This window comes from Nocardia sp. CA-084685 (genome assembly GCF_050955785.1).
Lineage (GTDB): Bacteria > Actinomycetota > Actinomycetes > Mycobacteriales > Mycobacteriaceae > Nocardia.
This window is the reverse complement of the sequence record NZ_CP192094.1, coordinates 7,953,191-7,971,606: the sequence shown is the minus strand read 5'-3', so window position 1 is coordinate 7,971,606 and position 18,416 is coordinate 7,953,191. Positions and strand designations below refer to the sequence as shown.

Here is an 18,416-nt window from a genome sequence, read left to right as displayed (position 1 = left end):
TGTGTTGTCTGTTCGCTCACTGCGTTCGCTCATATACGAGGTGTACCCCGGGAGCCGCGAACCCATCACCGAATCCGAATTCGTCGATCAGGCGGCGCGGGCCTTCTTGAGGCCCTTCTTCAGTTCCTTACCGCAGCAACCGGCCGCTTCCAGGCGTTTCATCCGCATGATGACGACGGGGCACTTCAAGCAGCGCGTCTTCTTGCGACAGCACTTCTTCTTCGGTTTGAGGCTGGAAACCTTCTTCGCCTTCACCTTGCCCATGATTGGTTAGCTTACCCTTAGTGGAGTGCGTGGTCGGCGAGCCACCGGGATGCCGGTACTGTGTAACTGGCCGCAATGCCCTGGTGAGTTTCGATTCTCCACCTGTTTGCAAGGGTCGGCCGGCATCTATACCAACAGCAGGAGGATTGAGGCGTGTCGTCTGCACGCGATTTTCGCAACGTCGCCATCGTGGCCCACGTCGACCACGGTAAGACGACGCTGGTCGACGCCATGCTGCGCCAGTCCGGCGCCTTCGCCGAACGCGCCGAGCTCGTCGATCGCGTGATGGATTCCGGTGACCTGGAGCGCGAGAAGGGCATCACCATTCTCGCCAAGAACACCGCGGTGCACCGGCACCACCCGGACGGTTCGGTCACCGTGATCAACGTGATCGATACGCCCGGCCACGCCGACTTCGGTGGCGAGGTCGAGCGCGGACTGTCCATGGTCGACGGTGTCGTGCTGCTGGTCGACGCGTCCGAGGGGCCGCTGCCGCAGACCCGCTTCGTGCTGCGCAAGGCGCTGGCCGCGAAGTTGCCGGTCATCCTGGTGGTGAACAAGACCGACCGCCCCGACGCCCGCATCGAAGAGGTCGTCGAGGAGAGCCACGATCTGCTGCTCGACCTGGCCTCCGATCTGGACGACGAAGCCGCCGAAGCCGCCGAACTCGCGCTGGACCTGCCGGTCCTCTACGCCTCCGGCCGTGCGGGCAAGGCCTCCAAGGAGCGTCCCGAGAACGGCAGCGCCCCGGCCGCGGAGAACCTGGACGCGCTGTTCGACGTCCTGCTGGAGAACATCCCGGCGCCAAAGGGCGATCCGACCGCGCCGCTGCAGGCGCACGTCACCAACCTCGACGCCTCGGCCTTCCTCGGTCGCCTCGCGCTGGTCCGCATCTACAGCGGTGAGCTGCGCAAGGGGCAGAATGTCGCGTGGATGCACGCCGACGGCGTCAAGCAGGTCAAGATCACCGAACTGTTGCAGACCATCGGCGTCGAGCGGCAGCCAGGAGAGGTCGCGGTGGCCGGTGACATCGTCGCCATCGCGGGCATTCCGGACATCATGATCGGCGACACCCTGGCCGATATCGACAATCCCGTCGCGCTGCCGCGCATCACGGTCGACGAGCCCGCCATCTCCGTCACTATCGGCACCAATACCTCGCCGCTGGTCGGTCGGGTGCAGGGCCACAAGTTGACCGCCCGCATGGTGAAGTCGCGGCTGGACGCCGAACTGGTCGGCAATGTCTCGCTGCGCGTGCTCGATATCGGCCGCCCGGACGCCTGGGAGGTGCAAGGGCGCGGTGAGCTGGCGCTGGCCATTCTGGTCGAGCAGATGCGTCGCGAAGGCTTCGAATTGACCGTCGGCAAGCCGCAGGTGGTCACCAAGCAGGTCGACGGCAAGGTGCACGAGCCTTACGAAGAGCTGACCATCGACTGCCCCGACGAGTACCTCGGTGCGATCACCCAGTTGCTGGCCGCCCGCAAGGGCAAGATGGTCCAGATGAACAACCACGCCGCGGGTTGGGTACGGATGGAGTTCATCGTTCCCTCGCGCGGCCTGATCGGGTTCCGCACCGACTTCCTCACCGAAACCCGCGGCACCGGCATCGCCAACGCGGTCTCACACGGTTACGCACCGTGGGCCGGTGAGATCCGCGCCCGCCACACCGGTTCGCTGGTCTCCGACCGCGCTGGCTCGGTGACCCCGTTCGCCATGATCCAGCTGGCCGATCGCGGTCAGTTCTTCGTGGAGCCGGGTGCGGACACCTACGAGGGTCATGTCGTCGGCATCAACCCGCGCGCCGAGGATCTCGATATCAATGTCACGCGTGAGAAGAAGCTGACCAATATGCGCAGCTCGACCGCCGATGTGATGGAGACGCTCGCCAAGCCGCTGCAGCTCGATCTGGAGGCGGCGATGGAGTTCTGTGCCGCCGACGAATGCGTCGAGGTCACACCGGAGATCGTGCGGGTGCGCAAGGTCATCCTCGGTGCCACCGAACGTGGGCGCGAACTGTCGCGACGCAAGGCTCGGGATCGGGCGGCGCTGTAGGACAAGTAGAGTGCGGCACGTGAGCTCGGGGGCTATACGACGCGCGACGCTGATCATGATGGCGGCCTCCTCTATGGTGCTCGCCGGCTGCACCGCGAATCCGCCACCGCCGATCGAGAGCACCGACAGCCCGAAGACGACACCGGCCAAGCCCGGCAAGAACACGGTCGTGGTGGCCATCGACGACATCGGCATCGGGTTCAATCCGCATCTGCGTTCGGATCAGTCACCGGCCACCGCCGCGGTGAGTTCGATGGTGTTGCCGAGCCCGTTCCGGCCGGTGCCGAATCCCGCGGTGCCCGGCGCCACCGAATGGGTGCCGGATACCGCGCTGGTCGTCTCGGCCGAGGTGACCGCGCAGGAACCGTTCACCATCACCTATACGCTGCGCAACCAGGCGAACTGGTCCGATGGTGCGCCGATCGCCGCGGAAGACTTCCGGTTCCTGTGGCAGCAGATGATCAGCCAGCCGGGTGTCGTCGACCCGGCTGGTTATCGGCACATCGCCGATATCAGTTCCTCCGGCGGCGGTAAGACGGTCACCGTCACGATGACCGAGGCGTATCCGGCTTGGCGTGAGCTGTTCACGAATCTGCTGCCCTCACATCTGATCAAGGACCAGCCCGGCGGTTTCGCCACCGGTCTGGTCGAGGGAGTTCAGGTGTCGGGCGGCAACTTCCGCATCAAATCGACCGACCGCGGCCGCGATGAGATCCTGCTCGAACGCAACGATCGCTACTGGGGCACCCCGGCCGCGCCGGATCAGATTCTATTGCGCCGCGGCGGAACTCCGGCGCAGTTGGCCGATTCGCTGCGCACCGGCGATGCGCAGATGGCGCTGGTGCACGGTGGTGTCGCGACCCAGGCGCAGCTGGCGGCGATCCCGTCGGTGCGCACCGTGATCATGCCGCAGTCGCGTGAGCTGCAATTCGCAATCAATGGGCGCAGTGGTGATCTCAGCGATCCACGGGTGCGGCGCGGGGTGACCGCGCTGATCGATCCGACGCTGCTGGCCACCGTCGCCGGGCAGACCGGTGGCTGGGTCGAGCCGGTGCGCGCGCAGATTCTGACACCGTCGGATCCCGGGTACACCCCGACCGCGCCGCCGCGGCCGTCCGCGGAGGAAGCGTTCGCGCTGCTCGCCGAGGCCGGTTATGGTCGAGCTCCCGAGACGCCGCCGGTGCAGTCGCCGACCTCCCCCGCACCGCAGCCCCGATCGGTGGCGAAAAACGGTAAGGCACTGGCGATTCGGATCGGCGCGGTAACCGGTGACGCCACCGCGCTCGCTGTCGCCAATACCGCCGCGGACCAACTGCGTAGTGCCGGAATCGATGCCAGCGTGCGCAGTCTCGCGGCCGATACCCTCTACGGCAAGGAACTCACCGAGAGCGGCGTGGACGCCATTGTCGGCTGGGAGGTCGCCGGTTCGGATCCGGCCACCGTGCTCGCCTCGCGCTACGGCTGCCCGCCGGTGGATACCGGTGCCACCAACGGAGATTCGCAGACCGCCATCGAGGCGGCCAAGAAGGCGCCGAGCAATCTGTCCGGCATCTGCGATCCAGGACTGCAGCCCTCGATCGACGAATCGTTGCGCGGTGTGGAGGTCGGCCGGGCGCTGGCCGGGGCCGAGCCGCGGCTGTGGGCATTGGCGACGGTACTGCCGATCGTGCAGGACAATGTGGTCGCCGCGTCCGGACCGCGGGTCGACGGTGCGTCGTTGAGCGGTGCCATTCAGGTAGGCATCTTCGGTGATGCGGCGATGTGGCGCAGGATTCCATGACCGGTGGACTGCTGCTCGTGCACGCCCACCCGGACGACGAGTCCATCACCACCGGGGGAACCATCGCGCACTACCGCCGCCGCGGCGTACCGGTGACAGTAGTGACCTGCACGCTCGGGGAAGAGGGTGAGGTCATCGGCGACGAGTGGGCACTTCTGACCGCCGAGCACGCCGATCAGTTGGGCGGCTACCGGATCGCGGAGCTGACTACCGCATTGGCCGCGTTGCAGGCCGGACCGCCGCGGTTCCTCGGCGGTGCCGGCCGCTGGCGCGACTCCGGGATGGCGGGCACCCCTGCCGCGGAGCATCCGCGGGCCTTCGTGCATTCCGGTGCCGCCGCGGTGGACGCGCTGACCGCGATCGTGCTCGAACTGCGGCCCCAGGTGGTCATCGGCTACGACCCGCGCGGCGGCTACGGGCATCCGGACCATATTCGGGCGCATTCGGTCACTTCGGCGGCGGTGACCGCGGCGGCCGAACAGGGCTGGGACACCCCGAAGTTCTATTGGACCGTCACCGATGCGGACATGTTGCGACTGCACACCGAGGCGCTGGCCAGGCGCACCGTGGCGGGGTTGCCCGGCGCATTGCCGCGCGGTTGGCGGTTGCCCGCCGCGGGGGAACTCGCGAGCGTGCCGAGCCATACCGTGACGACGACCGTCGATGTGTCCGATGCGCTGGCCGCCAAGCGGGCGGCGCTGCGGGCGCATGCCACGCAAGTCACAGTCGCGCCGTCGGGGCGCGAGTTCGTGCTGTCCAATAATGTTGCGCAGCCGGTGCTTCCGGAGGAGCACTTCATCTTGGTCCGTGGTACACGCGGTGCGGTGGGTGCGGATGGGCGTGAACACGATTTGTTCGCAGGCCTTGATTTCTAGCCGTTGCCTGAGGGTTGCTGTCGCGGCTGTTTTCGACGGCTAGTACGGTCTTTGTGATTTTGGACATCGATGTGAAGGACATGGCGGTTCATGACAGCGGTCGGCGACAAAGACCACCTCAGCATCGAGGATCACGGGTACCACAAGAGTCTCAAACCGCGTCAGCTGCAGATGATCGCCATCGGCGGCGCGATCGGCACCGGTCTGTTCCTCGGGGCTGGTGGTCGGCTGGCGAGTGCTGGACCAGGGCTGTTCCTGGTATACGCGGTCTGCGGTGTCTTCGTATTCTTCATTCTGCGCGCGCTCGGTGAGCTGGTGCTGCACCGGCCGTCGTCCGGTTCGTTCGTTTCCTATGCCCGCGAATTCTTCGGTGAGAAGGCCGCATTCATTGCCGGATGGATGTACTTCCTGAACTGGTCGATGACCGGAATCGCCGATACCACCGCGATTGCCCAATATTTTCACTACTGGGCCGGATTCACGCATATTCCGCAGTGGGTGCTCGCGTTCATCGCGTTGGTGCTCGTGCTGGGGGTCAATCTGGTCTCGGTCAAATGGTTCGGTGAGATGGAATTCTGGGCGGCGCTGGTCAAGGTGGCCGCGCTGAGTGCGTTCCTGATCGTCGGCACGATATTCCTGATCGGCCGATTCACCGTCAAGGGTGCGGCGACCGGTCCGAGTGTCGTCACCGATCACGGCGGACTGTTCCCGACCGGGATCCTCCCGCTGGTAGTGGTCACCTCGGGCGTCGTATTCGCCTATGCCGCAGTGGAATTGGTGGGGACGGCAGCGGGGGAGACGGAGAATCCGGCGAAGATCATGCCGCGCGCGATCAATTCGGTGATCCTGCGGATCGCGGTCTTCTACGTCGGCTCGCTCGTGCTGCTCGGATTGCTGCTGCCCTACACCAGTTACAAGTCCGGCGAGAGCCCGTTCGTCACCTTCTTCACCATGCTCGGTGTGCCGGGCATCGGCAGCGTCATGAACGTCGTGGTGCTCACCGCCGCCTTCTCCAGTCTGAATGCGGGCCTGTACTCCACCGGGCGCATTCTGCGGTCGATGTCGATGAACGGTAGCGCGCCCGAGTTCACCGGAGTGATGGGCCGCAACGGTGTGCCCTACGGCGGCATCATGCTGACCAGCCTGATCGCGCTCTGCGGTATCGCGCTCAACGGCATTGTGCCCGAGCGCGCCTTCGAGATCGTGCTGAATATGGCCTCGCTCGGCATCATCGCGTCCTGGGCCACCATCGTGCTGTGCCAGCTCCAGCTGTGGCGCTGGTGGAAACAGGGCAAAGTCGAGCGACCGCAGTTCCGCATGTGGGGTGCGCCGTGGACCGGCCTGATCACGCTGGTATTCCTGTTCTTCGTGGTGGTGCTCACCGGGGTCGACTATCCGGTCGGCACCTGGACCGTCGCCTCACTCGCTGTGCTCATCCCGGCGCTGATCATCGGCTGGTTCGCCGCCCGCAAGCGGGTGCTCGCGATCGCCCGGATGCGTGCGGGCTACACCGGAGAGTTCCCGGTCGTCGCAAACATCCCCATTGAAGGTGACTGATTTCGGCTTAGACTCCGATCATGTACAACTGGGATCTGCAGAACGCCATCGCTGCCTTCGTGGACAGCCTGCGCCCTGGGGCGCAGCAACAGCACGACCTCTACATGTCGGTGCTGTACGCGTTCGTCGATATGCAGAGCCATCTGCTCACTCTCCTCGGTTTCCCGCCGGTCGCGTGAGGGTCATTTTCGACAAGGCACCGAACCGCACCTCCGGCGCCGATGAGAACCTGCCCTTGGGCCCGGTGATCATCGCCGTCCTGACTCTGGACGCCCTGATCACCCTCGCCCTGGAGGTCCTCTACCTTCCCACCTACATCAACACCGTTGCCTTCCCCCTGTCCGCAGTGCTTGCTGGCGTGATCAATGTGCTCCTGGTGATGGGAGTCGGCTCCATAACCCAGCGCGTCAGCGCGATGATGCTCCCCATCGCCGCCTGGACCCTCGGGTTCCTGACCTGCTCGGTAACCGGCCCCGGCGGCGATATCATGCTGGGCAGCGACTGGCGGACCCTGCTGCTTCTTTTCTGCGGATTGGTCCCGCCGCTGCTCTATATCTACATCCGAAGCAACGCAGGCCTGTTCAGCAGCCACTGACAGAATTCGCCGAACTCCGCGGCAATCCCTAAGGCCGCAATGCGCATTCAGTCGAGGCGAATGGCGAGGGTGGCGATTACGGCGTCGGTGCGGGCGCGCAGGGTCGCGGCAAGCACGGGGCCGCGCGGGTTGTGCAGGGGACGGTGATACCAGTGGGCGGCTTCTACCTGAGCGAGCAGAACGGTCACTTGACGGCCGGTTCGGGTTTGCGCGCGGACGTAGCCGACGAGAGTGGTGATGAGACTGCGCCGTGGGCTCGGGAGGACGGTGAGAGGGACTCCCGGATCCCACTGCTTCCATTGTGCGCTGAGTCGACGAGTAGCAGCCGGGTCGATTTCGGCTGCGACGGCGACGATTTCGCCGTCGAAGGCTTGGGCGGTGCGCAAGGCACGCGCGGTGACTTCACTGACCGCGACCACCGGCACCACGATGAGCATCGGTTCCTGATCCGGGGATTGCGGTGGGAGAAAAGGGATTCGGCCGAGGCTGAGCTGATCGGCCACACTGCGATAATAGTTCTCGGTGCGCGCGAACAGCGTTATCAACGCGGGCACAATGATCAGCAGCAGCCACGCACCTTCGTCGAACTTCTCGATGAACAGGACCACGGCGGCGACTGCGGTTAGCAGCGCGCCGAAGCCGTTGAGCATGGCGCGCGGAATCCAACCGACTCCACGCTGCTCGCGCCAGTGTCGCACCAGCCCGGTCTGGCTGATGGTGAACCCGATGAACACACCGACCGCGTAAACCGGTAGCACACGGTGGGTTTCGGCATGCACGACCAACAGCACGATAGTGGCCAGAATAGTAAGGGCCGCAACGCCATAGCGGAATACCGGGCGCTCGGAGCGCAACGCGAACAGGTGCGCGACCCGATGGTCTTTCGCCAGCAGCGACAGCAGCACCGGCAGGCCGCCGAAACTGGTATTCGCGGCCAGGCACAGCGCCAGCGTGACGGCCAGACTGGTGACATAGAACGGCCAGCCGGTCCCGAATGCCGCCGCGGACAGTTGCGCGAGCAGGGTGACATCGCCGCGCGGTACCGCGTGATGGCGGCGGATGAGCAGCGCCAAACCGAGCAACATCGTGCACAGCAGCACTCCGAGCGCCACCTCGGTGTGCTGGGCCCGTCGTACCGCGGGCGTCCGGAAAGACGGCACGGCATTGGCAATCGCCTCGACACCGGTCAGCGCCGAACACCCGGCCGAAAATGCCTTCAGCAGCAAGAGAATTCCGACGGAATCGTACGGCACGATCGGCCCCGGATCGGTACCGATCACCGCGACCGGTGTCGCGCGGAACAGTCCGACCACGATCACCGAGACAATCGCGACGATGAACAGAAGTGTCGGCCCCATCAGCACTTTCGCCGATTCGGCGACGCCGATCAGATTGAGCACGGTGAGCACCGCGAGTCCGCTCAGCGTGATCAGCAGCAGATGGTCGGCCAGCACCGGAAACGCGCTGGCCAGACTGGCCGCACCGGCCGCGAGACTCACCGCGACGGTCAGTACATAGTCCACCACCAGACTCGCCGCCGCGAGCAGACTTGCGCCGCGACCGAGATCCTTCTTCGCCACCGCATAGGATCCGCCGCCATCCGGATGCACGGCGATAACCTGCCGGTACGACAGTACCAATACCAGCAATAGCACCGCGATCACCAGCGAAACCGGCAGTGTCCACGACACCGCCGCCGCACCCGCCGCGACAAGAACCAGCACGATCGCCTCGGGCCCGTAGGCCACACTCGACAGCGCATCCAGCGATAACGCAGCTAAACCGCCGATTGCGGTGAGTCGATACTTATCGCCGCGCTGCAGCCGCCGCATGCGGCGATCGGCGATGGGTAACTCCCGCATCCGTGATACCGGGGTCTCGACCACGCTGACCATTGAACTCGGCACGGTGCTGGCAATCGGTCAGCGACACCGCGCGAGTCGGCGCGATTACGCTCCATTCTGGGCGCGAGGTGGTCTCGGACAGTTGGACCATATCCTGGCACGCCGTCCTGGCGCAGCGCCCACAAGCGCTGACGGCGCCGCCGCTGGATGCCCAGACCGACGCTCTCGGCCTGCCGCACGCTGACTCCGGCGCTGTAGCTGGGTATGCGTGAACTCGATTGGCGAGAGTGACCAGGTATCAGCGGCGACCGAGACGGCCGGGGGTTGCCGATTCGATGAGGTCCCAGGCCTGGTCGAGCGGTATATCGACGACGAGGTAGCGCTTCTTACCGGCCGCGGTGGCGGCGACCACGGTGGCGATGCCGGAGCGGCGCTGCCAAAAGGATTGGCGGACAGTCCAACCGATGATGCCGGGGGCCTCGAGGCAGTCGCGGTCGCGATCCAGTGAGCCGGATCGGGTGATGAGCCAGGCCGGGCTGTCGTCGGTGGCGGGCAGAACGGCGTGGCCGAGTCCTCGGTAACGGTCGGTTGCCAGTGCGGCCGCGATCAGTGCCGCGAGCGCGGGGAGCAGCCACAACCATGGTGAAAAATATTCTCCAGCAAGGGAATTGATCAGCATAACGACCGCGATGATCGCGATCGGGCTGAGCGCGCGAGTGTATCGACGGCGGCGTGCGACCGGCCCGTGCGCGATCAGCGCTACGGTGCTCACCGTCGCGTGCGCGCGGCCCACGGTGGGCTCCCGCGCTGAATCTCCGAGCCTCGAAAGTTCGTTGGCGGCACCGGGGCGCCGGACGGCCCTGGGTGCGAGTAATTCCGCGAGAGTGCGTTCGATCGCGGAGCGCGGTGCCTGGGGCAGGATCTTCTGACGCGGGCTCTGACCCGTCATGATGGCTTCGAGTTCGGCGGCACCGGCGATGCGGAGCAGCAGCGGCTCGTTGACGGTCGCGCCGCGGAATCGGGCCAGATCCAGCGTGATCTGTCTGGTCGTGAACAGTCCGTGGCGCAGATGCAGCGTGCGGTCGTTATCGAGCACCCGCAGTCGGAAATACGTTGTCAGATAACGCGCACAGGCCGCGAGACTGACAATCACCACGATCGCGACGACCAGCAGCACGATGGCGACGACGATGCGGACCGCACTGCCATCCTCGATGCTGTGCACTGCCTCCGAACTGAACACGATCTGGTCGAACCCGTACTGGAATGCCAATCCGACAATGGGTGCGATGATGGCGAATCCGGTCAGCGACAGCGGCGCGTAGCGCACCCAGCTCGCTTGCCAATGACCGATTTCCCGCGCGTTCCCGGACACCGGCAGGTCTTTCCGCAGGCTCGGAACCTGTTGTTCAGCAGTGGATTCCGGCGAACCAGCGGTATGGGCGAGCAACACAGCCCGCAACCGAGGCACGACATCCGCATCCAACGCATCGAGCTTGAATTTCTCACTCGAATCCGCGTGCTGCCCGGTCCCGATCGCCAACACCGCGAGCCCGAGAATCCGGTGCAACAAATCCGCCTCGATATCGACCGACCGAATCCTTGACCGAGGTACCGACAGTTTTTTGCGCTGAATCAACCCGGTCCGCAACTCGACATCCGTCGTCCCGACCCGGTAGGTAGTGGTGAACCAGCGCGTCAGCGCGAACCCGACGATCGCCGCCAAGACGATGAGCCCCCATAGCGGATTACCGGTATTGGTGCCCAGGATCACCGACCCGATGAGCACCGGAATGAACTTCACGACCTCGTTGACCGGATGTACCAACAACATTCGCTTATCCAGCCGCAACCACGGCTGCTCGGTCTCCGGCGCGAGCGGTAGGTAGGTACTCACGTCGCATCCCCGCGGTGCAATGCGGCGATCTCGGTCAACCGGGTGACGGTCTGTTCGGCGACCGGCAGATCGAGCTCGGAGATCCGCACCGCACCGGCCGAGGACGCCGTCGTCACGGTCACCGTCGCCAGCCCGAGCATTCGCTCCAGCGGCCCGCGCTCGGTATCAACGGTCTGCACCCGGGAGATGGGCGCGACCCGGCTCTCCACCGTCAACCACCCGACCCTGGTGTACACCGCGTCGTCGGTCACTTCCCACCGATGCACCGCATACCGCCACAGCGGCATCACCCCGATGCTCACCGCCGCGAACACTAGCGCCACCGCGAACCCCACCAACTGCAGACCACGGTGCTCGGAGTCGACGACCATCCACAAGATCAGTGCCACGAGCGGAATCACCCACCCGATCGCGGCTTGAATGGTCCACAGGAGCTTGGCCTTGGTGCTCGGACGCCAGGCCGGATCGGCCATGATCGTGCGCGGCTGCGACATGCTTGCCATGGTTGCACGTCCCGGCGCGACCGTCTCCGTCCTGCGCCGCAACCCACCTACCTGCATGGGAATAATTCGCACCAACCATCCGGAATACTGCGTGAAACCCCACAGTTATCACCCCTCACAAGCACTGGAGGGAGACAGCCCAGGATGTGTAGCGCATGATCGAGGGCGTGACCGAGCTAGCGACCCCGAGTGTCCCGCCCGCACCGCCAGCGCCGTCGGCCATGCGCCGTGCGCTGCGGCGGGCCCGCGACGGTGTGACACTGAATGTGGACGAGGCGGCCGTACTGCTGCACGCACGGGGCGCTGACCTCGTCGACCTGTGTCGCAGCGCCGCCAGGGTGCGTGATGCCGGATTGGAATCGGCGGGTCGGCCGAAGACCATCAGCTATTCGCGCAATGTCTTCATCCCGCTGACCAAGCTTTGCCGGGATAAATGCCACTACTGCACCTTCGTCACGGTGCCGGGCAAGTTGCGCGCCGAGGGCAAGGGCATGTTCCTGGAGCCCGACGAGGTACTCGAGATCGCGCGTCGCGGTGCCGAGCTCGGCTGCAAGGAGGCCCTGTTCACCCTCGGTGATCGGCCCGAGGACCGTTGGCCGGAGGCCGCGCAGTGGCTCGACGAACGCGGCTACGACTCCACGCTGGACTACCTGCGCGCCGTCTCGATCATGGTGCTCGAGGAGACCGGTCTGCTGCCGCATCTGAATCCGGGCGTCATGAGCTGGGAGGAAATCTCGCGCCTCAAGCCGGTGGCGCAGTCCATGGGCATGATGCTCGAGACCACCGCCACCCGGCTGTTCACGGAAAAGGGCAACTGCCACTACGGAAGTCCGGATAAGGATCCGGCGGTTCGGCTGCGCGCGATTACCGACGCCGGTCGGCTCTCGGTGCCCTACACCACCGGCATCCTGGTCGGCATCGGCGAAACGCTGACCGAACGTGCCGAGTCGATCATGGCGATTCGCAAGCAGCACAAGGCATTCGGGCATATTCAGGAAGTGATCATCCAGAACTTCCGCGCCAAGGACGACACTGCCATGCGCGATGTTCCCGATGCCGGTATCGAGGAGTTCCGGGCCACCATCGCGGTCACCCGGCTGCTGCTCGGCCCCGACGTTCCGGTGCAGGCGCCGCCGAATCTGGTGTCGCACGAGGAATGCCAGGCTCTGATCGATGCGGGCATCGATGACTGGGGCGGCGTCTCGCCGGTCACCCCCGATCACGTGAATCCGGAACGGCCATGGCCGAACCTCGATACCCTGCGCGAAATCACCGAGGCCGCGGGCTACCAACTCGTCGAACGCACCTCGGCGCACCCGAAGTACGTGCGCGCGGGCAACCCGTGGGTCGATCCGCGCATCGGCGCACACGTCGCCGCGCTCACCGATCCGAAGACCGGTCTTGCGAATCCGGATGCGATTCCGGTCGGCCTGCCCTGGCAGGAACCGGACGAGTCGTGGGAATCCGCGGGCCGCACCGACCTGAATACCTCGATCGATACCGAGGGCCGAAATACCGACAGCCGCAGCGATTCCGCACTCGGCCAGGATGTCGTTGGGGCCTTCGGCGACTGGGACACCATTCGTGAACAGGCTCGTGACCTCGCCGTCGCGGCCCCCGAGCGGCTCGATTCCGATGTGCTTGCCGCCCTGCGCGCCGCCGAAAACGATCCGGCCGGGCTCACCGACGCCGAATACCTCGCATTGGCAACGGCCGACGGGCCAGCACTGGAGGCGGTGGCCGCACTCGCCGACCAACTGCGCCGCGACGTCAACGGCGACGATGTCACCTACGTGGTGAACCGGAATATCAACTTCACCAATATCTGCTACACCGGCTGCCGCTTCTGCGCGTTCGCCCAGCGCAAGGGCGATGCCGACGCCTTCACCCTGAGCATGGACGAGGTCGCCGATCGTGCCTGGGAGGCACATGTCGACGGCGCGACCGAAATATGCATGCAGGGCGGTATCGATCCGGACCTCCCGGTCACCGGCTATGCCGATCTGGTGCGCGCGATCAAACAGCGGGTGCCATCGATGCATGTGCACGCGTTCAGCCCGATGGAGATCGTGAACGGTGCCTCTCGCGGCGGCCAGAGCATCCGCGACTGGCTGGTGGCGCTGCGGGAAGCCGGGCTGGACACGATTCCCGGCACGGCCGCGGAAATCCTCGACGACGAGGTGCGCTGGGTCCTCACCAAGGGGAAACTGCCGACCTCGGCGTGGGTCGAGGTGATCACTACAGCCCATCAGGTCGGCCTGCGTTCGAGTTCCACGATGATGTACGGCCACGTCGACAATCCGAAGCACTGGGTCGGACATCTGCGGGTGCTGCGCGGAATCCAGGACGAGACAGGCGGTTTCACCGAATTCGTACTGCTGCCGTTCGTGCACCAGAGCGCACCGCTTTACCTGGCCGGTGCCGCGCGACCTGGCCCGACCATCCGGGACAACCGGGCGGCGCATGCCCTCGCGCGGATCATGTTGCACGGCCGCATCGATAACATCCAGACCAGCTGGGTGAAACTCGGCACAGCGGGCACCCGCATGATGCTCAACGGGGGTGCCAACGATCTGGGCGGTACCTTGATGGAGGAGACCATCTCCCGCATGGCCGGATCGCAGCACGGTTCCGCCAAGACCGTCGCGGAGCTCGCCGAGATAGCCGAGGGTATCGACCGTCCGGTGCGCGAACGCACCACGACTTATGGGGTGCCACCACGGAAGATCTCCGCGGCGCTGCCACTGACGGTGGGCTAGGCGATACCGGATTCCCGGTCGTCGCACTCGGACGATTCGCAAAGGCGCGGATGTCAGTGGTATTTCATATCCAGCGAGTGGCATCCGGGATGAAGTTGGTTAGGGCAGGCTGACCCGGAGTAACCTGGGCTGCCGGGCTAGTGTGACGCTGGGCGGACTATCCCCGTGAGGACAGACTAGGAGAGCGGCAGTGCCGTACATCATCGCTGAACCGTGCGTTGACGTGAAGGACAAGGCATGCATCGAAGAATGCCCCGTGGACTGCATCTACGAGGGTGGTCGGATGCTGTACATCCATCCGGACGAGTGCGTGGACTGTGGTGCATGTGAGCCGGTGTGCCCGGTGGAGGCGATCTTCTACGAAGACGACACTCCGGACCAGTGGAGCGGATACGTGAACGCGAATGTCGACTTCTTCGACGAGCTGGGTTCGCCCGGCGGTGCGACGAAGGTCGGCAAGGTGGACTACGACCCGCCGTTCATCAAAGAGCTGCCGCCGATGGCGACTGAATGAGTAATTTAGGTACTGAGTGAGTACTGTGTCATCGCGTCGCCGGGTCAGCGCTCTGCTGCCCGATTTTCCCTGGGACACCATTGCGTCGGTGAAGGCGAAGGCCGCCGCGCATCCGGACGGGATCGTCGATCTATCGGTCGGCACGCCGGTTGATCCAGTGGATCCGCTGATCCGTGCGGCATTGAGTTCGGTCGCCGCGGTGCCTGGTTATCCGACCACGCATGGCACGCCCGAACTGCGGGTCGCGGCGGTAGACGCGCTGAAGCGGCGCTACGGGATCACCGGACTCGACCCGGCCGCGGTGCTGCCGGTGATCGGCACCAAGGAGCTGATCGCCGGACTACCGCGACTGCTCGGCCTCGGCGCGAACGATCTGGTGGTCATCCCGGAGGTCGCCTACCCGACCTACGAGGTGGGTGCGCTGCTCGCCGGTAGCAGGGTGGCGCGAGCGGACGGGCTGACCCAGTTGGGTCCGCAATCACCTGCCCTTATCTATGTGAATTCCCCGTCGAATCCGACGGGGAAGGTGCTCGGTGTCGAGCATCTGCGCAAAGTGGTGCAGTTCGCGCGTGAGCGCGGCGCTGTCGTGGCCTCCGACGAGTGCTATCTGGGCTTGGCCTGGGAGGGTCGAGCCGTCTCGGTCCTCGATCCGGAGGTATGCGACGGCAACCACACCGGTCTGCTCGCGGTGCACTCGCTGTCGAAGACCTCCAACCTGGCCAGCTACCGCGCCGGATTCGTGGCGGGCGATGCCGAACTCGTCGCGGAACTGCTCGAGGTGCGCAAGCACTCCGGCATGATGGTCCCGTTCCCGATCCAGGCGGCCATGGCCGCCGCACTCGATGACGACGCCCACGAGGCGGCGCAGCGTGAGCGCTACCGTGCGCGCCGCGAGGTGCTGCGAAAGGCCTTGCAGCAAGCAGGTTTCCGCATCGATCACTCCGAGGCGGGCCTGTATCTGTGGTGCACCAGGGGCGAACCGTGCCGCACCACCCTGGACTGGTTGGCCGAGCGCGGCATCCTCGCCGCACCGGGCGACTTCTATGGACCGGGCGCGGGGGAGTACGTGCGCATCGCCATGACCGCCTCCGATGAACGCATCGAGGCCGCGGCGCAACGCCTGAGCTGACACGTCCCGCAGTCGTGCCCGATGACCGGAAACGGCGATAGCCTTGGGGTATGGACGCTGTCACGGTAGTCCCTGTCCCCAGCAACGAGCCGGTGCATTCCTACGCGCCGGGTAGCCCTGAGCGGGAACTGCTGATCACCGAGCTCACCGAGATCGCAGCCGAACCCATCGACGTTCCGCTGGTCATCGGCGGCAAACACCGGCCGGGTATCGGGGCTCGGCACGACATTGTCGCCCCGCACCGATATCGGCATGTGCTCGGCACCTATACCGACACCACGCATTCGGAAGCCCACGGTGCCATCGATGCCGCGCTCGCGGCGGCACCGGGCTGGCGCAGCACCTCGTTCGACGAGCGGGCGGCCGTCTTCCTGCGTGCGGCGGACTTGTTGGCCGGGCCATGGCGGGAGACGGTCGCCGCGGCGACTATGCTCGGTCAATCCAAAACGGTCCAGCAGGCCGAAATCGATGCGCCGTGCGAATTGGTCGACTTCTGGCGCTTCAATGTCGCCTTCGCGCGCCAGATTCTGCAGCAGCAGCCGCAGTCGAGCGCCGGTGTGTGGAACCAGATGGACTATCGCCCGCTGGAGGGTTTCGTCTACGCCATCACACCGTTCAACTTCACCGCCATCGCGGGCAATCTCCCGACCGCGCCCGCGCTGATGGGTAATACCGTTGTATGGAAGCCCGCGCCGACGCAGACGCTCGCAGCCTTCTACACGATGTGGCTGCTGGAGGCGGCCGGACTGCCGCCGGGCGTCATCAATATGGTGACCGGCGACGGTGTCGAACTGTCGGAGGTCGCGCTCGTCGATCCGCGACTGGCGGGGATCCATTTCACCGGCTCCACCAAGACATTTCAGTTTCTGTGGTCCCAGGTCGGCGCGAATATCGGTCGCTACCGTGGCTATCCGCGCTTGGTCGGGGAGACGGGCGGTAAGGACTTCATCGTCGCGCACCCGTCCGCAGATCCGGATGCATTGCGTACCGCGCTGATTCGCGGAGCCTACGAATATCAAGGCCAGAAATGTTCGGCGGCTTCGCGCGCCTATATCGCACGTTCGGTCTGGCGGACGATCGGTGACGACTTCCTGCAACTGACTCGCGAACTCAGCTACGGTGATGTCGCGGATCTGACGAATTTCGGAGGGGCACTGATCGATCAGCGTGCCTACGACAAGAATGTGGCCGCCATCGAACGCGCAAAGTCGGCGGGTATCGCCATCCCGGCGGGCGGCGAATACGACGACAGCGAGGGTTGGTTCGTCCGACCCACGGTGCTGGTGGTGGACGACCCCCGCAACGACGCCTTCGCCACCGAATATTTCGGTCCCATCCTCGCGGTGCACGTCTACGACGATGCCGAACCCGGCTCCTATGCGGCGATATTGGCCGAGGTGGAGCGGGCGGCACCCTACGCGCTGACCGGTGCGATCTTCGCCCAGGACCGCAAGGCCGTCGAACAGGCTTCGGCCGCCCTGCGATTCGCCGCGGGCAACTTCTACATCAATGACAAGCCGACCGGCGCGGTCGTCGGTCAGCAGCCCTTCGGCGGTGCGCGCGCCTCGGGCACCGACGATAAGGCGGGTTCGCCGCTGAACCTGCTGCGCTGGGTCGCGCCACGCACGATCAAGGAAACCTTCGTGCCGCCGGGTGATTACCGGTATCCGCACATGGCGTCGGAATGAATCCATTGCGGCCGGTCATACTCGCGGCCTCCGCCTCACCGCGGATGAAGCGCATCCTGACCGGGACGCCGATCACAGCGCAGATCGTCCGGCGCTTCGTGGCCGGTGAGGACCGCGACGAGTTGATTCCGGTGGCGCGGGAGCTGCTCGCGAGCCGTCGGCTGATCAGCGTCGACTTCCTCGGGGAGAACACCACCGATCGGGCACAGGCCGACGCCACGGTGGCCGAATATCTTTCGCTGATCAATGATCTGGCGGCATGGAACGGCTTCCGAGATGCCGTGGCGCGCACGGAGGTATCGGTGAAGCTGTCCGCGCTCGGCCAAGCGCTTCCCGTCGACGGCCCGGCCATCGCCGCTGAGAACCTGCGCATTGTGTGCACCAAGGCGGCCCAGGCCGGAGTGTGGGTCACCGTTGATGCGGAGGAGCACACAACCACCGAGGCCACGCTGACTACGGTCCGCGAGTTGCGCGCCGAATTCCCCTGGCTCGGTGCGGTTTTGCAGGCCTATCTACATCGGACCGAGGCGGACTGTCGCGAGTTGTCCGGAGCGCGAATTCGCTTGTGTAAGGGCGCATATCGGGAATCGCATACCGTCGCCTACCAGCGCCGCGCCGAGGTGACCGATTCCTACCTGCGTTGTTTGGAGATCCTGATGCGCGGTGACGGCTACCCGATGGCGGCCACTCACGATCCGGTGCTCATCTTCGCCGCCGAACAGCTGGCCGCCGGAACCGGCCGTGGTCCAGCGCGATTCGAGTACCAGATGCTCTACGGCATCCGCGATCCCGAGCAGTTGCGACTGGCCGCCGCGGGCAATGCCATGCGGGTCTATGTGCCCTATGGCGGCCAGTGGTACGGCTACCTGACTCGCCGCCTCGCCGAACGCCCGGCCAACCTCACATTCTTTCTGCGTGCACTGGTCGGCAAGTCCTAGGAGATGGCAGCCGGCGGGGTG

At 65.4% G+C, this 18,416-nt stretch carries 15 protein-coding genes; 11 read left to right on the top strand and 4 right to left on the bottom strand.

Translation table 11 applies throughout. The features are described 5' to 3' along the window. Window positions 1–87: 87 nt before the first annotated feature. Window positions 88–264, bottom strand: a complete 177-nt coding sequence (locus tag ACQP2U_RS35525; protein ID WP_085998628.1) for a hypothetical protein — start codon at window positions 262–264, stop codon at window positions 88–90. Between the two features lie 153 nt (window positions 265–417). Here ACQP2U_RS35525 and typA point away from each other — a divergent pair, with 153 nt between their 5' ends. From typA to ACQP2U_RS35495, 6 genes are all read left to right on the top strand, one after another. Then, the gene (gene typA / locus ACQP2U_RS35520) at window positions 418–2,316 is read left to right on the top strand and encodes a translational GTPase TypA (protein ID WP_397031150.1); all 1,899 of its coding nucleotides are present in this window, start codon (window positions 418–420) and stop codon (window positions 2,314–2,316) included. A gap of 55 nt (window positions 2,317–2,371) precedes the next feature. Beyond that, window positions 2,372–4,096 (top strand): ABC transporter family substrate-binding protein, encoded by a 1,725-nt coding sequence (locus tag ACQP2U_RS35515; RefSeq protein ID WP_433716691.1) that lies wholly within the window; start codon window positions 2,372–2,374, stop codon window positions 4,094–4,096. Beyond that, window positions 4,093–4,971 (top strand): N-acetyl-1-D-myo-inositol-2-amino-2-deoxy-alpha-D-glucopyranoside deacetylase, encoded by an 879-nt coding sequence (gene mshB, locus ACQP2U_RS35510; RefSeq protein WP_433711509.1) that lies wholly within the window; start codon window positions 4,093–4,095, stop codon window positions 4,969–4,971. Before ACQP2U_RS35515 ends, mshB begins: the two co-directional genes overlap by 4 nt. 90 nt (window positions 4,972–5,061) lie before the next feature. Next, window positions 5,062–6,528, top strand: coding sequence for an amino acid permease (locus ACQP2U_RS35505; RefSeq protein WP_433711508.1), 1,467 nt, complete (start codon window positions 5,062–5,064; stop codon window positions 6,526–6,528). 20 nt (window positions 6,529–6,548) lie between these two features. Continuing rightward, window positions 6,549–6,707: a hypothetical protein gene (locus ACQP2U_RS35500; RefSeq protein WP_169338103.1), complete on the top strand. Its 159-nt coding sequence runs from the start codon at window positions 6,549–6,551 to the stop codon at window positions 6,705–6,707. Next, window positions 6,704–7,123 carry a hypothetical protein gene (locus tag ACQP2U_RS35495; protein ID WP_433711507.1) on the top strand — a complete coding sequence of 140 codons (420 nt, stop codon included), beginning with the start codon at window positions 6,704–6,706 and terminating at the stop codon, window positions 7,121–7,123. The genes ACQP2U_RS35500 and ACQP2U_RS35495 overlap by 4 nt, the downstream gene beginning before the upstream one ends. A gap of 47 nt (window positions 7,124–7,170) precedes the next feature. On the opposite strand, the gene ACQP2U_RS35490 is transcribed toward ACQP2U_RS35495, so the two are convergent. From ACQP2U_RS35490 to ACQP2U_RS35480, 3 genes are all read right to left on the bottom strand, one after another. Continuing rightward, window positions 7,171–9,009 carry an APC family permease gene (locus tag ACQP2U_RS35490; RefSeq protein WP_433716690.1) on the bottom strand — a complete coding sequence of 613 codons (1,839 nt, stop codon included), beginning with the start codon at window positions 9,007–9,009 and terminating at the stop codon, window positions 7,171–7,173. Between the two features lie 256 nt (window positions 9,010–9,265). After that, a complete protein-coding gene (locus ACQP2U_RS35485) occupies window positions 9,266–10,801 on the bottom strand; it encodes a PH domain-containing protein (protein ID WP_433716689.1) in 1,536 nt (511 codons plus the stop codon). 59 nt (window positions 10,802–10,860) lie between these two features. Continuing rightward, window positions 10,861–11,358: a PH domain-containing protein gene (locus ACQP2U_RS35480; protein WP_433711506.1), complete on the bottom strand. Its 498-nt coding sequence runs from the start codon at window positions 11,356–11,358 to the stop codon at window positions 10,861–10,863. A 164-nt stretch (window positions 11,359–11,522) separates the two neighbouring features. Between ACQP2U_RS35480 and ACQP2U_RS35475 the strand changes: the two genes are divergently transcribed. The 5 genes from ACQP2U_RS35475 (at window position 11,523) to ACQP2U_RS35455 (ending at window position 18,395) form a co-directional block, all read left to right on the top strand. Next, window positions 11,523–14,126: a bifunctional FO biosynthesis protein CofGH gene (locus ACQP2U_RS35475; RefSeq protein WP_433711505.1), complete on the top strand. Its 2,604-nt coding sequence runs from the start codon at window positions 11,523–11,525 to the stop codon at window positions 14,124–14,126. A 190-nt stretch (window positions 14,127–14,316) separates the two neighbouring features. Beyond that, window positions 14,317–14,640 (top strand): ferredoxin, encoded by a 324-nt coding sequence (gene fdxA, locus ACQP2U_RS35470; RefSeq protein ID WP_040695137.1) that lies wholly within the window; start codon window positions 14,317–14,319, stop codon window positions 14,638–14,640. A gap of 25 nt (window positions 14,641–14,665) precedes the next feature. After that, window positions 14,666–15,769 (top strand): succinyldiaminopimelate transaminase, encoded by a 1,104-nt coding sequence (dapC, locus tag ACQP2U_RS35465; protein WP_433716688.1) that lies wholly within the window; start codon window positions 14,666–14,668, stop codon window positions 15,767–15,769. 50 nt (window positions 15,770–15,819) lie between these two features. Further along, window positions 15,820–17,457, top strand: coding sequence for an L-glutamate gamma-semialdehyde dehydrogenase (pruA, locus tag ACQP2U_RS35460; protein WP_433711504.1), 1,638 nt, complete (start codon window positions 15,820–15,822; stop codon window positions 17,455–17,457). Then, window positions 17,454–18,395: a proline dehydrogenase family protein gene (locus tag ACQP2U_RS35455; protein ID WP_433711503.1), complete on the top strand. Its 942-nt coding sequence runs from the start codon at window positions 17,454–17,456 to the stop codon at window positions 18,393–18,395. The genes pruA and ACQP2U_RS35455 overlap by 4 nt, the downstream gene beginning before the upstream one ends. Window positions 18,396–18,416 lie beyond the last annotated feature (21 nt).

Coding starts and splice junctions, on each gene's coding strand:
- ACQP2U_RS35515 (WP_433716691.1), top strand. CDS start 2,372: ATGATGGCGGCCTCCTCTATGGTGCTCGCCGGCTGCACCGCGAATCCG.
- ACQP2U_RS35480 (WP_433711506.1), bottom strand. CDS start 11,358: ATGTCGCAGCCGCGCACGATCATGGCCGATCCGGCCTGGCGTCCGAGC.
- ACQP2U_RS35475 (WP_433711505.1), top strand. CDS start 11,523: ATGATCGAGGGCGTGACCGAGCTAGCGACCCCGAGTGTCCCGCCCGCA.
- ACQP2U_RS35505 (WP_433711508.1), top strand. CDS start 5,062: ATGACAGCGGTCGGCGACAAAGACCACCTCAGCATCGAGGATCACGGG.
- ACQP2U_RS35455 (WP_433711503.1), top strand. CDS start 17,454: ATGAATCCATTGCGGCCGGTCATACTCGCGGCCTCCGCCTCACCGCGG.
- ACQP2U_RS35485 (WP_433716689.1), bottom strand. CDS start 10,801: ATGTTGTTGGTACATCCGGTCAACGAGGTCGTGAAGTTCATTCCGGTG.
- mshB (WP_433711509.1), top strand. CDS start 4,093: ATGACCGGTGGACTGCTGCTCGTGCACGCCCACCCGGACGACGAGTCC.
- pruA (WP_433711504.1), top strand. CDS start 15,820: ATGGACGCTGTCACGGTAGTCCCTGTCCCCAGCAACGAGCCGGTGCAT.
- ACQP2U_RS35500 (WP_169338103.1), top strand. CDS start 6,549: ATGTACAACTGGGATCTGCAGAACGCCATCGCTGCCTTCGTGGACAGC.
- ACQP2U_RS35525 (WP_085998628.1), bottom strand. CDS start 264: ATGGGCAAGGTGAAGGCGAAGAAGGTTTCCAGCCTCAAACCGAAGAAG.